Here is a 13,614-nt window from a genome sequence, read left to right as displayed (position 1 = left end):
CCCGGGCAATTATCCAGAGAAGCGCACTGCCTATCCAGATAAATTAATCGCGAGCGATCGAGCAAGCGTTTGCGGCCTGCATGATCTCTCTATATCGGCAATTTCCTAGACGCGCTGAACCCGGTCGCCCATCGAGGCGAGTCGGGTCATCACGCGCCGGCTCATGTCGGAGAGCGAGGCGATCTCGTCGGCACCGCCCATGGCAATGGCTTCGCGCGGCATGCCGAACACGATGCAGCTCGCTTCGTCCTGCGCGAGCGTGTACGCACCGGCCTGGCGCATTTCGAGCAGCCCGGCTGCGCCGTCGCGGCCCATGCCCGTGAGAATCACGCCGATGGCGTTCTTGCCCGCGTGCAGCGCCGCCGAACGAAACAGCACGTCGACCGACGGACGGTGCCGGTTGACCGGCGGGTCGTCGGACAGATGTGCGATGTAGTTCGCGCCACTGCGTGCGAGCAAGAGGTGTGCGTGGCCCGGCGCGATGTAGGCGTGGCCGGGCAGCACACGTTCGCCGTGCTCCGCTTCCTTGACGGTGATACGGCACAGCCCGTTCAGGCGCTGTGCGAACGACTTCGTGAAACCGGGCGGCATGTGCTGCGCGATCAGCACCGCGGGCGCGTCGGGCGGCAGCGGCTGCAGCACTTCGCGGATCGCCTCGGTGCCGCCCGTCGACGCGCCGACGATCACGAGCTTCTCGGTCGAGACGAGCGGGTTGTTGATCATCGGCGCCGGGCCCGCGGGGTGCGCAGCAGCGTGGCCGTGCGCGTGCGCTGCCGCGCCCGCCGGTGCGGCAGCGGGTGCGTGGTGCGCACGCACGCGGGCGCGCGCGGCGGCGCGCACCTTGTCGGCGAGCTTTTCCGAGTATTCGAGCATGCCGTCGCGAATGCCGACCTTCGGCTTCGTCACGAAGTCGACGGCGCCCAGTTCGAGCGCGCGCAGCGTGATTTCGTTGCCGCGCTCGGTGAGCGACGACACCATCACGACCGGCATCGGCCGCAGGCGCATCAACTTCTCGAGGAAGTCGAGGCCGTCCATGCGCGGCATTTCCACGTCGAGCGTGAGCACGTCGGGGTTGTGCTGCTTGATCAGCTCGCGCGCGACGAGCGGATCCGGCGCGGTGGCGACGACCGTCATATCGGGCTGACTGTTGATGATTTCCGTCATCAAACTGCGGATCAGCGCCGAATCGTCGACGCAGAGAACCTTGATTTTTTGCACAGCGTTCACGCCTCCTCTACTGTCCTGGCGTTGTCTTGACCGGATGCGCGCAGCGCGGACGACACGCTCGAGCCGAACAGCTCGATGCGAGGGCGCGCGCCCTGCGGCTGGGATTGGGAAATCTGGGGCGCATGAGCTGCCGCGTTTGCTGCCGGCGACGTGGCGCCCGGGCCCGCGCGCCCGGCTCCGCCGACGCCGAACAGCTCGACGCGCGCCCGGGCCCGCGCGAGCCTCTCGGCGCGCGCTTCGGCGGTTTGCGCGGCGAGCTGCTGTTCGCGCTCGGCCACGCTCGTGTCCTGCGAGAGACGCAGCTTCTTGACCATCACCTGGCCCGTGCGCGGCAGGAACGCCACCTTGCGCGGATGCGAGCCTTGCAGGTCCTCGGCCACGATGCGGATGTTCTCGGTCGCGAGATAGCGGCGCACGAACACGGCGTTGCGGTCGCCGATGTTCATCGTCGTCATGCCCGCGAGCACCGCCGCGCCGCCGAACACCTTGGCCTCGAAACGCTCACGGCGGCCACCCGCCTTGATCAGCTCGTTGATGAGCACTTCCATCGCGTAGGCGCCGTAGCGCATCGCGTCGGAGGCGCCGGTGAGCGCGTGGGCGGAGTCCGCGCCGTCGTCGGGGAGCATGAAGTGGTTCATGCCGCCGATGCCCGCGGTGCGGTCCTGAATGCAGGCCGCCACGCACGAGCCGAGCACGGTGACGAGCACCATGTCCTCGCCCGTCGTGTAGAACTCGTTGGGGAGCAGCTTGACGCCGGGGCGCTGGAAATGCGCGTCGAAATAGCGGTTCGTCGCGATCGGAAGGCGGGCGCTCATGCGGGCACTCCGAGCGCGTCGTTCGCGCGGCGCGGCGCGGCACTGGCAGCGGCGCCGCGCGTGAGTTCGTACACCGTCTGGCCGCGCAGACGGAACGCCTGCGTGACGTAGGTGAAGTTCTCCGAGTGGCCCGCGAACAGCAGGCCGTCGGGCTTCATGAGCGGCTCGAAGCGCGTGAGGACCTGTGCCTGGGTCGGCTTGTCGAAATAGATCATCACGTTGCGGCAGAAGATCGCGTCGAACGTCGTGCGCAAGCCGTAGTCCGCGTCGGTGAGATTGAGCTGCTCGAACTTGATCATCGCGCGCAGCTCCGGGCGCACCTTGACGAGTCCCGAATGCGAGCCGGTGCCCTTGAAGAAGAAGCGCTTCAGACGCTCCGGCGACAGATGCTTGACCTGGTCGAACGAGTAGACGCCCGCGTCGGCCTTGGCGAGCACCTGGGTATCAAGGTCGGTCGCGAGCACGCGCGCCTCGCGCGCGGCGCGGTCGCCGAGCGCTTCGACGAGCGTCATCGCGATCGAGTACGGCTCTTCGCCCGTGGAGGCCGCCGAACACCACACCGAGACCGGATTCGAACCCCGCCGCTTCACGAAGTCCGCGAGGATCGGGAAGTGATGCGCCTCGCGGAAAAACGCGGTGAGGTTCGTGGTGAGCGCGTTCGTGAACGCTTCCCACTCGGTCGCGTCGTTGCGCGCTTCGAGCTGGTCGAGGTACTCGCGAAAACTGTCGAGGCCGAGCGTGCGCAAACGCCGCGCGAGGCGGCTGTACGCCATGTCGCGCTTGTGGTCCGAGAGCGAGATGCCCGCGCGGCGGTGAATCAGCGCGCGAATGCGCTCGAAGTCCGCCGAGGTGAAATCGAAATCGCGGTTGCTCTCCACGCCCGAACCGCCCGGCTCTCCGGCGTCCTGGCGCGTATTTCGCAGCGCTTTCATGCTGATGCTCCTTCGCATTGCGCGCCGCCCACTGCATGGGATACCGCGGCGCAGGACTGCTGCGCGCCGCGCCTGCCCGGTTGCAATGCGTGCGGCGCATGGGCGGCCTGCGCAGCGCGCGCGGGCTTGCGGGCCCGGCGCGGCAGGTCCTGCCGTTGTGTAGCGCTCATGTGCATTGCAGTTGCTCGTCGTGTTCAGTACTTCACTACTCTTCTATGCCGCGTTCGATCAGAACGTTTCCCAGTCCGAATCGTCCGAAGCGGATGCCGCCGTGCTCACGTACGTCTCGGCGCGCGCAGGCGCGGCCGGTTTCGCTGCGGGCTTTGCCGACACCTTTGCTGCCGGTTGTGCCGCGGGCTTTGCCGCAGCCTTCGCAGTGTCCGCAGGTGCCACTGACGCCGCCGACGTTGCCGCCACCGCGGCCTTCGTTCCCGCCAAAGCCGAAGACGGCGTCGTGCGTTTCGCGGCAACCGGCGCTGCCGGCGTGACGCGTGCAGGACTTGCACCCACGCTGCGCGCCGCAGCACTGCCCGTCGTCCACGTGCCGAGCACGTTCTGCAGCTGGCGCGTCTGCTCTTCGAGCGACGCCGCCGCGGCGGCCGCCTGCTCCACCAGCGCCGCGTTCTGCTGCGTGACGGTGTCCATCTGCGTGACGGCGCGATTGACCTGCTCGATGCCGCCCGACTGCTCCTCGGACGCCGCGCTGATCTCACCCATGATGTCGGTCACGCGACGCACGGCCTGAAGGATTTCTTCCATCGTCGTGCCTGCGCGGCCCACGAGCTGCGAGCCGCTTTGCACTTTCTCGGCCGAGTCGTTGATGAGTTCCTTGATTTCCTTCGCCGCGCTGGCGCTGCGCTGCGCGAGGCTGCGCACTTCGCCGGCCACCACCGCGAAGCCGCGGCCCTGCTCGCCCGCGCGCGCCGCTTCCACGGCCGCATTGAGCGCGAGAATGTTGGTCTGGAACGCGATGCCTTCGATCACGCTGATGATGTCGACGACCTTCGCGGAACTCACCGCGATGCCCTGCATCGTGTTCACGACTTCGCCGACCACCTCGCCGCCGCGCGTCGCGATATCGGAGGCGTTGACGGCCAGCTGGCTCGCCTGGCGCGCGTTCTCGGCGTTCTGGCGCACCGTGCCGGTGAGCTGCTCCATGCTCGACGCCGTTTCCTGCAGCGAGGCGGCCTGCTGCTCGGTACGTTGCGAGAGATCGGTGTTGCCCATCGCGATCTCGCGCGCGCCCACGTCGATCGAGCTTGCGCCCGTATGCACCGCGCTCACCAGCGTGACGAGGCTTTCCTGCATGCGCTTGATGCCGCCGAACAGACGCCCGATCTCGTTGTCGCTGTAGACCGTGACCGGCTGCGAGAGATCGCCGTGGGCGATGCGCTCGAAGCACGACACCGCATCCTCGAGCGGCTGCACGATGAGGCCGCGCATGGCGAAGCGGATCGCCACCACGAGCACGAGCGCCACGGCGATCACCACGCCGATCGCGATGCGCATCACGGCGATCTTGTCGTGGGCGCCGACCTCGCGCGCCTGTGCGCTGTCTTCCAGCGCCTGCGCGAGCGGCCCGGCGACGTTGTCGTAGTCGACGAACATCGGGCTGATCTTCGTGTCGGCGATGGCGTGATAGGCCGGTTGATCGTTTGCGCGCAGGGCCGCGAATTCGGGCTGCACGCCGTCTTGCATGAGCGTGGCACGCTTGGCCGCGAGCGCGTCGAGCGTGGCGGCGTCGAGGCCGCTCTTCGGCGCGTTCTGGAAGGCCTGCCAGGCTTCGTTGGATTTGCCGAGCAATTCCTGGGCGCGATCGATCACCTTCTTCGCATCGTCGGCCTGGCCTGCTGCCGTGAGCGCGCTGGCGCGGTCGATCGCGACGCGCGTGCGCAGCAGATACGACGACGCGTCGTTCAGCGCATGCATCGCCACGAGATCGCCTCGCACGATTTCGGTGAACGCATCGCTCGCACGCCCGAGCGCGACGAGCCCGAGTGCGCCGACCAGCACGGTCAGCGCAACCAGAATGACCCCGACGCCCGTGAGCGTCGTGCGGATCGACCATCTTTGCATCTCGTTTGCTCCTGTCCTGTGCGAATCGGGGCGGGCTATGTGGGCGGGCGCAGGCGGCCAGCAAGACGCGGCGACGCCCGGGACCCTGCACGAAGCGCGCGCGAAAACGAAGGCGGCTTGCCGCTCTTTGGCGGCGGCTTTTCCGCTCTCTCTCACGCTGGCCTCGCGGCCCCCCGGTTTAACTTTCGGCGCGTTAGACCAGCGCCTCGATCAGAGCCATTTCGCGGCTCGTCATCAGTTTTTCGATGTCCATCAGGATCAGCATGCGGCCTTCCACGGTGCCGAGCCCCGTGAGGTACTCGGTCGTGAGCGTCGCGCCGAATTCGGGCGCCGGCATGATCTGCTCCATCTGCAGCGTGAGCACGTCCGAGACGCCGTCCACCACCATGCCGACCACGCGATGCGCGACGTTCAGGATGATGACGACCGTCTGGTGGTCGTACTCGACACGGCCCAGATGGAACTTGATGCGCATGTCGACGATCGGCACGATGATGCCGCGCAGGTTGATCACACCCTTGATGAAATCGGGTGCGTTCGCGATGCGCGTCACGCTGTCGTAGCCGCGGATTTCCTGCACCTTCAGGATGTCGATGCCGTACTCTTCCGCGCCGAGGGTGAAGACGAGGAATTCCTGGCCGCCTGCGTCGGCCTGCAGCGCGTCGCGGCGTTGCGCGCCGGCAATCGCGCCGTGCGCGCCGTTGCCTTGAATCGATTGGACTTCTGCCACGTTAGCCCCTGAACGGTTGGGAGATGATTGGTTGAGTGCGTCCGGACTTCATAACGATTACGCGAATTCGGCGAACGCACCCGAATTTGCGCTGGCGCTTACGCCATGTGTGGCGCGCGTCTCGCGATTGAGCGCGGCCACGTCGACGATCAGCGCGACGCTGCCGTCGCCGAGAATGGTCGCCGCCGAAATGCCGTGCACCTTGCGGTAGTTCGTTTCGAGGTTCTTCACCACGACCTGCTGCTGGCCGACCAGCTCGTCGATCAGCATGGCGAAGCGACGGCCCTCGGTTTCCATGATCGTGACGATGCCCTGGGTCGGGTCCGTGCGCGCGCCTTCGACGTTGAACGCCTGATGCAGCGCCACGAGCGGGAGATACTCGCCGCGCACGCGCACCACGCGGTCGCCGTTGGTGACCGTGTAGATGTCTTCGTGGCGCGGCTGCAGCGACTCCATCACGAAGTTCAGCGGCAGGATGAAGATCTCGCTGCCCACCTTCACCGACATGCCGTCGAGAATCGCCAGCGTGAGCGGCAGCACGATGCGCGTGGTGCTGCCCTTGCCCGCGTGCGAGGTGATCTCCACGTGGCCACCCATCGCCTGGATGTTGCGCTTGACCACGTCCATGCCCACGCCGCGGCCCGACACGTCCGTCACCTGCTCGGCGGTCGAGAACCCCGGCAGGAAGATGAGGTTCCAGACCTCGTCGTCGGACATGCTGTCGCTCACCTGCATGCCCTGCTTGATCGCCTTGGCGAGAATCTTGTCGCGGCGCAGGCCCGCGCCGTCGTCGCTCACCTCGATCACGATGTTGCCGCCGTGGTGCGCGGCGGACAGCACGAGCTGGCCCGTGGCGTCCTTGCCCGCGGCGCGGCGCGCTTCCACGGTTTCGATGCCGTGGTCGAGCGAGTTGCGCACGAGGTGGGTGAGCGGGTCGATGATGCGCTCGATCAGGCTCTTGTCGAGTTCGGTCGCCTGACCGAAGGTGACAAGCTCGACTTCCTTTCCGAGCTTCGCCGCGAGATCGCGCACGAGGCGCGGGAAGCGGCTGAAGACGTAATCCATCGGCATCATGCGGATCGACATCACCGCTTCCTGCAGATCGCGCGCGTTGCGCTCGAGCTGCGCCATGCCGTTGTAGAGGCGGTCGTGCAGCGCCGGGTCGAACGTGCTGGTGGTTTCCGCCAGCATGGCCTGCGTGATGACGAGTTCGCCCACGAGGTTGATCAGCTGGTCGACCTTTTCGACGCCCACGCGAATCGAGCTGCCTTCCGCCGATGCAGCGGCGGCGGCCGGACGCGCCTTGCGCTCGCCCTCGGCTTGCGCGGGCGCCGGGGCGCTCGCGGGCGGGCGCGGCATGTCGTGGTCGGCTTGCGCAGCGGGCGGCGCGGCCGGAATCACGGCGCTCGCCGCCGGGGCCGCCACCGGTGCAGCGGGAGGCGCGGCCGGTGCAGCCGCAGGTGCTGCGGCCGGTGCGGCGGCAGCCGGTTGCGCGTCGCCCTGCGGCGCGGCGCCACGGCCGATCGAAATCTGTTTCTCGTCGATCACGAAGCAGCACACCGCGATGATGTCGTCGGAGGTCACATCGGTTTCGAGCCACAGCGTGAGGTCGTCGCCGGTCTTCACCTGGCCGAGAATGCGGCCGAGGTTGCCGAGCTCTTCGACGAGCAGTTCCTGGTCCTTCGCGTCGACGGCGCGCAGCGTGACGCGCAGGTGCGGACCTTCGGCTGCGGCCTCGGCGCCGGCAGCGGGCGCCGAGGCCGCCGCATCGATCGCTTCGCTCACAACGTGCTCGGGCGCACCCGCGCCTGCCGCCGCCAGCGTGCTGTGCATTTCGAAAGCGGCTTCGAGATCTTCTTCCGAATCGCCGGCGCTCGCCTGCGGAGCCGGTGCGGGCGCGGGGGCCGGCGCCGGTGCGGGTTCGGGCGCGGGTACGCCGCGGCTTTCCGCGTAGAGGCGCTCGAGCTTCGTGCGCACGGCGGCAGCCGCCTGCGCGTCGGGCTCGGCGCTCGCGCGGTAGGCGCCGAGCTGGTCGGAAAGCACGTCCTTCGTTTCGAGGAACGTGTCGATCATGTCCTTGCGCAGCACCAGCTCGTTGTTGCGAGCGCGGTCGAGCAGCGATTCGAGAATGTGGGTCGTCTCGGTCAAAGCCGTGAAGCCGAACGTCGCCGCGCCGCCCTTGATCGAGTGCGCCGCGCGGAAGATCGCCGCCAGATCCTCGGGATCCGGGCGACCGACGTTCAGGTTCAGGAGAAGCTGCTCCATCTGCGCGAGCAGCTCGTCCGCCTCGTCGAAAAACGTCTGATAGAACTGAGTGATGTCGAGAGTCATTGCTCTTTCACCGCGTTAATTGCCTGGGGGGTGCCTGGTCGTTCGCCGCACGGCACCTCAAGGGTGGGCCTCGCCGAGTGCGCTCGCCAGATCGACGAGCAGCTCGGGGTCCACCGGTTTTTCGATCCAGCCAGTCGCGCCTGCGTCGCGTACGGCTGCCTTGAAGCCTTCGTCCGATTCCGTGGTCAGCACGAGGATGGGCGTTTCGAAGTACGAAGGATTCGCCCTCAACTGCTTGATCAGGTCGAGTCCGCCCATGCGCGGCATGTAAAGGTCGGTGAGCACGAGGTCGAAGCGCTGGGCGAGCGCATGCTCGAGCCCTTCTTCGCCGTCGCTCGCCACCGTCACCTCGTAGCCTGCCGAGCCGAGCGCCGCCTGCAGGATCTCCCGCATGGACACCGAATCGTCGATCGCCAGAATGTTCCTGATCATCCGTTCCTCGTTGTCATTGCGCTGCCGGCGCGACGGCTGGGGCGACGGCCGGCCCCGCCGGCGCCACCGTGTTTGCCACCTTCGGCGCGATCGCCACCGGCGCCGGCGCCGCCCGGCCCATGCCGGCGTCCGGCGTGAGCGCGGGCAGGCTCTTGCCCGAACCCGCCGCGTCGTCGGAGAGCGTGGTGGTGGTCGAGTCGTCGTGCATGAGCGCGTCTTCGGATTTCTTGTTCAATACGATGATGCTGATGCGGCGGTTCTCCGGGTCGAGCGGATCGGCCTTGTTCAGGTTCTGCGTGGAAGCGAGGCCGAGCACGCGCAACACCTTCGATTCGTCCATGCCGCCCGCGATCAGCTCGCGCCGCGAGGCATTCGCACGATCGGCGGAAAGCTCCCAGTTGCTGTAGCCCTTCTCGCCGCCGGCGTACGGCACGGCGTCGGTGTGGCCTTGCACGACGATGCGGTTGGGCACGTCGTTGAGTGTCTTGCCGATCGCCTGCAGGATGTCGCGCATGTACGGCTCGACCACGTCGCGCGCGGTGGCGAACATCGGGCGCTTCTGCGAGTCGACGATCTCGATGCGCAGGCCCTGCAGCGTGGAGTCGATGCGGATCTGCTGCTTGAACTGGCGCAGCACCGGGTTCGCCTCGATCGCCGCCATCAGCTTCACCTGCAGGTCGTGCAGGCGCACCTGCTCCTTGCGTTCGAGCGAGCCTTCGAGCTGCTTCGTGGCGTCGTCGTCGTTGTGCTTCGACTGGTTGCGCTCCGAGCGCTCGGTCGCGCCGTCGCTGCGGCGCGTGACGCCCTGGTCTTGCGACGAGATGTCACGGCCGCCGCCCTTCAGGATGCTCGAGTCTTCCGCACTGCGATCGCCGCCCCAGAGCGTGATCTTCATCGGCTGGTTGAAGTAGTCGGCGATGCCCTTCAACTGCACCGTCGAAGCCGACGACAGCAGCCACATCAGCAGGAAGAACGCCATCATCGCGGTCATGAAGTCCGCGTACGCGAGCTTCCATGCGCCGCCATGGTGGCCGGCCTTCTTCGGCGCGGCGCGCTTGACAACGATTGCGCGGTCCTTGTTGTTGCTCATGGGCCGTCCCTTACTTCGCCTTCACGCGGCGCACGTGCTCTTCGAGTTCCGTGAACGACGGACGCTCGGTCGAGAACAGCACCTTGCGGCCGAACTCCACGGCAATCGCCGGCGCGTAGCCGTTCAGGCTCGCGAGGATCGTCACCTTGATGCACTGGAACATCTTGGTCGACTCGGTCACGCGCTGCTCCGCGAGGCTCGATAGCGGTCCGATCAGGCCGTACGAAAGCAGAATGCCGAGGAAGGTGCCGACCAGCGCCTGGGCGATCATCTCGCCGAGCACCGCGGGCGGCTTGTCGGCGGACGCCATGGTGTGAACCACGCCCATCACCGCCGCGACGATACCGAACGCCGGCATCGCGTCGCCCACCTTCGCGAGCGCATGAGCGGGCGCCTCGCCTTCGGCGTGGTGGGTTTCGATTTCCTCGTCCATGAGGCTTTCGATCTCGAAGGCGTTCATGTTGCCGCCCACCATGAGGCGCAGGTAGTCGGTGAGGAATTCGACGATGTGGTGGTCGGCCAGGATCTTCGGATACTGCGTGAAGATCGGGCTCTTCTGCGGATCGTCGATATCCGCTTCGAGCGTGAGCGTGCCTTCCTTTCGCGCCTTCGCGAGCAGGACATAGAGCAGCGCGAGCAGCTCCATGTACACGTCCTTGTTGTATTTGGCGCCCTTGAACAGCGTGGGAAGCACGCGCAAGGTGGCCTTGATGGTCTTGATGCCGTTGCCGAGGATGAACGCGCCGACGCCAGCACCACCGATCATGAGCAGTTCCATCGGCTGCATGAGCGCGCCCAGATGGCCGCCCTCGAGTGCATAGCCGCCGAAGACGCAAAGGATCGTCAAGAGGGTTCCAACGATAATCAGCACTGCCGGGTCCTCACTAGAAATGCGCCGCGAACCGCCGTCGGCCCGCGCCCTTAGCTGGGTTTACGGCAACGGCGCGAAAAACTTTGGGTTTGAATGGGCGCGGATCGCAAGCCGGCCGGGCATCTGCCGTCTGCCTGGCATCGGCATGACGGAGGAATCTGGGGCCGGTTCGCAAAGCCGCGCGGGAAGGGGTTGCAGTTCGTGCCTGCGGCTGCGTGTGACGATGCGGCCCCGCTGCGGCAGGCGCCATCCGGCGCAGCCGCGCGGCCTCTGCGCCGGGACGAGCCGGGTTTATCCGGAGTCCCGGCCTGCATGAACGGCAGCAAGCCGCATCGATCGAGGTGAAGCCGGGTTGATCTGCCTCAAGCGGCGATCTGCGAGGCAAGCGCGCTGCGTCGCGTGCGCCCCGCCCGCGACGGCGGCTGGCACAGCCCGCAGACGAAGCCGCGCTGCGGGTCGTGCGCATGCGCCACGTAGCGGCCGCCGCAACGGCTGCACGGCGTCATCTGCAGCAGGCCCGAGGTGAAATAGCGCACGAGCGTCCAGGCGCGCGTGAGGCTCAGCGCGGGCGTTTCATCGTGCAGCCGCAAGTGCTCGAGATAGAGCCGGTAGCTCTTCACGATCGCGTGGATCGGCTCGCAGCGCGCGTGGCGGCTCATGAACATGAACGTGTTGTAGAACAACGAGGAATGGACGTTGGGCTGCCAGGTCATGAACCAGTCGGTCGAAAACGGCAGCATGCCCTTGGGCGGCGACTCGCCCTTCACTTCCTTGTAAAGCCGGATGAGCCGGTCGCGCGAGAGCGAGGTCTCCGCCTCGAGCAGTTGCAGACGCGCGCCCAGTTCGATCAGCTCGATCGCGAGCGCGATCTCTTTTACCTCCTGCACCACACTCTTTGTCGCCATAGACACCCGTTGGAAGCCGCAATGGAATGCGCGTGGCGCCTGCCGCCGTTCACGGGCAGCAAGGCGCAATGCGCGGCCGCGCACGGCGGCGCGGGGCGAAGCGGTTCAGCCGATCTGCTCGACGTCCTGGCCCGCCATGATGATCGCCGAGTGCGTCAGCGCGGTTTTGCCCTTGTCGGCAAGCGCGCTCAGGATGGCGTGGTCGTCGAACCGGAAGCGGCAAAGCAGCTGGTTCGATGCGGCAAGGCGTACGGTCTGCGCGAAAGTGAGATTGGCGAGCACCTCGGCAGACTGCTCGGAGATGCCCATGCGGAACATACCCGTCGGCTTGTCTTCGCGCAAAAGACGTTGCGCGAGCAACAGGTATGACAGGTTCACTTCCTTGATCTCATTGAGCATGTCGCTGTGCGTCGTCGCGCTCATGGATTCCCCCGAATCAAATCGCGGCGGCTGGTCAGACCGCCCGCGGAAAACGTTTGCTCGCCCAGATGCAACCCGAGTGCATCCGAACGGCCTGTTTATGGTCGTGGGTCCATTGTGGCTGGGGCGGGAACAAATGGAAATCGGACGGATGCCGCGACGCGTTGCGAGAAAAAGTTTCGCAAACGTGTAGGAATTTTTCTGACACAGAGGCGGGAGCAGCGGCGGGAGGCGGGGCGCGTCATGTCATGCGCATAAGCCGCGAAATTATCTGTCGATTATAGGCTTTTTCATGGATGCGTCACGCGTGCGTGCTAACTAGCGCGCGCTCGACCGACTCACCCGGGCCTTTTGACCCTTGTTCTGGCGTCCGGGCACGCGGCTTGCGCAGTGCGCGCGCAAGCCGCGTCACGCTTTGCAATGGCCTCTTACACCTGCTGTATCCCGCTGTAACAACTTTAAGCGTTTGCAAAACCGCGTGTATCGGGCCGCGAAATGGCCATAATCGGTCTCAGGGATAACCCGATACCGTTGTACCGCCGCAGTGCCGCATCACCGAGTTCGTTGCACACGCGGCCTTTTTGGGCTTTTTGCCCAGGAGATCGAACAATGCGAATCGCACAAATTGCGCCACTTTATGAAGCCGTTCCGCCCAAGCTTTATGGCGGCACCGAGCGCGTCGTGTCCTACCTGACCGAAGCGCTGGTCGACCTCGGCCACGACGTGACGCTGTTCGCCAGCGGCGATTCGGTCACCTCGGCAAACCTCGAAGCCGCCTGGCCGCGCGCACTGCGTCTGGACCCGACGATCCGCGACGCGCTGGCCCCGCACATGGTGCTGCTCGAGCGCGTGCGCCGCGTCGCGCACGAATTCGACGTGCTGCACTTCCACCTCGACTATCTGCCGTTCCCGCTTTTCACGACCATGGACACGCCGTTCGTCACGACGCTCCACGGCCGTCTCGACCTGCCGGAGCTGCAACCGGTGTTCGAGCAGTTCCCGAACGCACCGGTGATCTCGATTTCGGACTCGCAGCGCCAGCCGTTGTCCCAGGCCGCATGGCAGAACACGATCTATCACGGACTGCCAAAGAACCTGCTCACGCCGCAAGCCGACCGCAAGCCCGAGTACCTCGCGTTCCTCGGCCGGATCTGCCCGGAAAAGCGCGTAGATACGGCGATCAAGATCGCCGCGCTCTCCGGCCTGCCGCTGAAGATCGCCGCCAAGGTCGACAAGGTCGACCAGGACTACTTCAAGACCGAGATCGAGCCGCTGCTTTCGCAGGCCCACGTGGAGTTCGTCGGCGAGATCAACGAAGAGCAGAAGCCCGCGTTCCTTTCGGGGGCGAAGGCGCTGCTGTTCCCGATCGACTGGTCCGAGCCGTTCGGCCTCGTGATGATCGAGGCGATGGCATGCGGCACGCCGGTGATCGCCTTCAATCGCGGTTCGGTGCCGGAGGTGATCGACCCGGGCGTCACGGGCTATGTCGTCGAGGACGTGCAAGGCGCCGTGGCCGCGCTGCAGAATATCGATTCGCTTTCGCGCGTGGCGATTCGCAACCAGTTCGAACACCGCTTCACGTCGCACATCATGGCGGGGAATTATGTCGACACTTATACGGCGCTGATCGAAGCCGCACAGCGTCCGGTACTGCGTCGCGTCGCCGCCGGCTGAGTGCGAAGCATTCCGGTTTTCGCGATAAATCCAGACGAATGCACGACGTGAATCGTTTGCGAGTCGTCGAATAGCGCCATTACGCGCTGATTACAGAAGACGCACAAAAAA

The 13,614-nt window shown here is 66.1% G+C and carries 12 protein-coding genes; 1 reads left to right on the top strand and 11 read right to left on the bottom strand.

Features of this window, described 5'->3' with window-relative positions:
* Nucleotides 1-105: 105 nt before the first annotated feature.
* The 11 genes from AB4Y40_RS22065 to flhD all read right to left on the bottom strand — a co-directional run bounded on the left by AB4Y40_RS22065 (nucleotide 106) and on the right by flhD (nucleotide 11,832).
* On the bottom strand, nucleotides 106-1,227 hold the full coding sequence (locus tag AB4Y40_RS22065; protein WP_342920355.1) for a chemotaxis response regulator protein-glutamate methylesterase: 1,122 nt from the start codon (nucleotides 1,225-1,227) through the stop codon (nucleotides 106-108).
* Nucleotides 1,224-2,042 carry a chemoreceptor glutamine deamidase CheD gene (gene cheD, locus AB4Y40_RS22060; protein ID WP_368689563.1) on the bottom strand — a complete coding sequence of 273 codons (819 nt, stop codon included), beginning with the start codon at nucleotides 2,040-2,042 and terminating at the stop codon, nucleotides 1,224-1,226. The genes AB4Y40_RS22065 and cheD overlap by 4 nt, the downstream gene beginning before the upstream one ends.
* Nucleotides 2,039-2,974 (bottom strand): CheR family methyltransferase, encoded by a 936-nt coding sequence (locus tag AB4Y40_RS22055; protein WP_368689562.1) that lies wholly within the window; start codon nucleotides 2,972-2,974, stop codon nucleotides 2,039-2,041. The genes cheD and AB4Y40_RS22055 overlap by 4 nt, the downstream gene beginning before the upstream one ends.
* 228 nt (nucleotides 2,975-3,202) lie before the next feature.
* On the bottom strand, nucleotides 3,203-5,050 hold the full coding sequence (locus AB4Y40_RS22050) for a methyl-accepting chemotaxis protein (RefSeq protein ID WP_368689561.1): 1,848 nt from the start codon (nucleotides 5,048-5,050) through the stop codon (nucleotides 3,203-3,205).
* A gap of 193 nt (nucleotides 5,051-5,243) precedes the next feature.
* Nucleotides 5,244-5,780, bottom strand: a complete 537-nt coding sequence (cheW, locus tag AB4Y40_RS22045) for a chemotaxis protein CheW (RefSeq protein ID WP_028203349.1) — start codon at nucleotides 5,778-5,780, stop codon at nucleotides 5,244-5,246.
* Nucleotides 5,781-5,837: 57 nt separating this feature from the next.
* Complete coding sequence (cheA, locus tag AB4Y40_RS22040; RefSeq protein ID WP_368689560.1) at nucleotides 5,838-8,111, bottom strand: chemotaxis protein CheA; 2,274 nt, start codon at nucleotides 8,109-8,111, stop codon at nucleotides 5,838-5,840.
* Nucleotides 8,112-8,168: 57 nt separating this feature from the next.
* Nucleotides 8,169-8,543, bottom strand: a complete 375-nt coding sequence (locus tag AB4Y40_RS22035) for a response regulator (RefSeq protein WP_069264375.1) — start codon at nucleotides 8,541-8,543, stop codon at nucleotides 8,169-8,171.
* 13 nt (nucleotides 8,544-8,556) lie between these two features.
* Complete coding sequence (motB, locus tag AB4Y40_RS22030; protein WP_368689559.1) at nucleotides 8,557-9,633, bottom strand: flagellar motor protein MotB; 1,077 nt, start codon at nucleotides 9,631-9,633, stop codon at nucleotides 8,557-8,559.
* 10 nt (nucleotides 9,634-9,643) lie between these two features.
* On the bottom strand, nucleotides 9,644-10,504 hold the full coding sequence (gene motA, locus AB4Y40_RS22025) for a flagellar motor stator protein MotA (protein WP_028203346.1): 861 nt from the start codon (nucleotides 10,502-10,504) through the stop codon (nucleotides 9,644-9,646).
* 362 nt (nucleotides 10,505-10,866) lie between these two features.
* Entirely contained in the window at nucleotides 10,867-11,409 is a 543-nt protein-coding gene (flhC, locus tag AB4Y40_RS22020) for a flagellar transcriptional regulator FlhC (protein WP_133183381.1), read from the bottom strand.
* Nucleotides 11,410-11,514: 105 nt separating this feature from the next.
* A complete protein-coding gene (gene flhD / locus AB4Y40_RS22015) occupies nucleotides 11,515-11,832 on the bottom strand; it encodes a flagellar transcriptional regulator FlhD (RefSeq protein WP_069264381.1) in 318 nt (105 codons plus the stop codon).
* A gap of 606 nt (nucleotides 11,833-12,438) precedes the next feature.
* On the opposite strand from flhD, the gene AB4Y40_RS22010 reads away from it, so the two are divergent.
* On the top strand, nucleotides 12,439-13,503 hold the full coding sequence (locus AB4Y40_RS22010; RefSeq protein ID WP_368689558.1) for a glycosyltransferase family 4 protein: 1,065 nt from the start codon (nucleotides 12,439-12,441) through the stop codon (nucleotides 13,501-13,503).
* Nucleotides 13,504-13,614 lie beyond the last annotated feature (111 nt).

Origin of the sequence: Paraburkholderia sp. EG287B (genome assembly GCF_040965595.1) — a bacterium.
Lineage (GTDB): Bacteria > Pseudomonadota > Gammaproteobacteria > Burkholderiales > Burkholderiaceae > Paraburkholderia.
Note: the sequence above shows the minus strand (reverse complement) of the source record. Positions and strands in the feature narration are given on the sequence as shown.

Coding starts and splice junctions, on each gene's coding strand:
- flhD (WP_069264381.1), bottom strand. CDS start 11,832: ATGAGCGCGACGACGCACAGCGACATGCTCAATGAGATCAAGGAAGTG.
- AB4Y40_RS22050 (WP_368689561.1), bottom strand. CDS start 5,050: ATGCAAAGATGGTCGATCCGCACGACGCTCACGGGCGTCGGGGTCATT.
- motB (WP_368689559.1), bottom strand. CDS start 9,633: ATGAGCAACAACAAGGACCGCGCAATCGTTGTCAAGCGCGCCGCGCCG.
- AB4Y40_RS22010 (WP_368689558.1), top strand. CDS start 12,439: ATGCGAATCGCACAAATTGCGCCACTTTATGAAGCCGTTCCGCCCAAG.
- cheD (WP_368689563.1), bottom strand. CDS start 2,042: ATGAGCGCCCGCCTTCCGATCGCGACGAACCGCTATTTCGACGCGCAT.
- flhC (WP_133183381.1), bottom strand. CDS start 11,409: ATGGCGACAAAGAGTGTGGTGCAGGAGGTAAAAGAGATCGCGCTCGCG.
- AB4Y40_RS22055 (WP_368689562.1), bottom strand. CDS start 2,974: ATGAAAGCGCTGCGAAATACGCGCCAGGACGCCGGAGAGCCGGGCGGT.
- cheA (WP_368689560.1), bottom strand. CDS start 8,111: ATGACTCTCGACATCACTCAGTTCTATCAGACGTTTTTCGACGAGGCG.
- AB4Y40_RS22035 (WP_069264375.1), bottom strand. CDS start 8,543: ATGATCAGGAACATTCTGGCGATCGACGATTCGGTGTCCATGCGGGAG.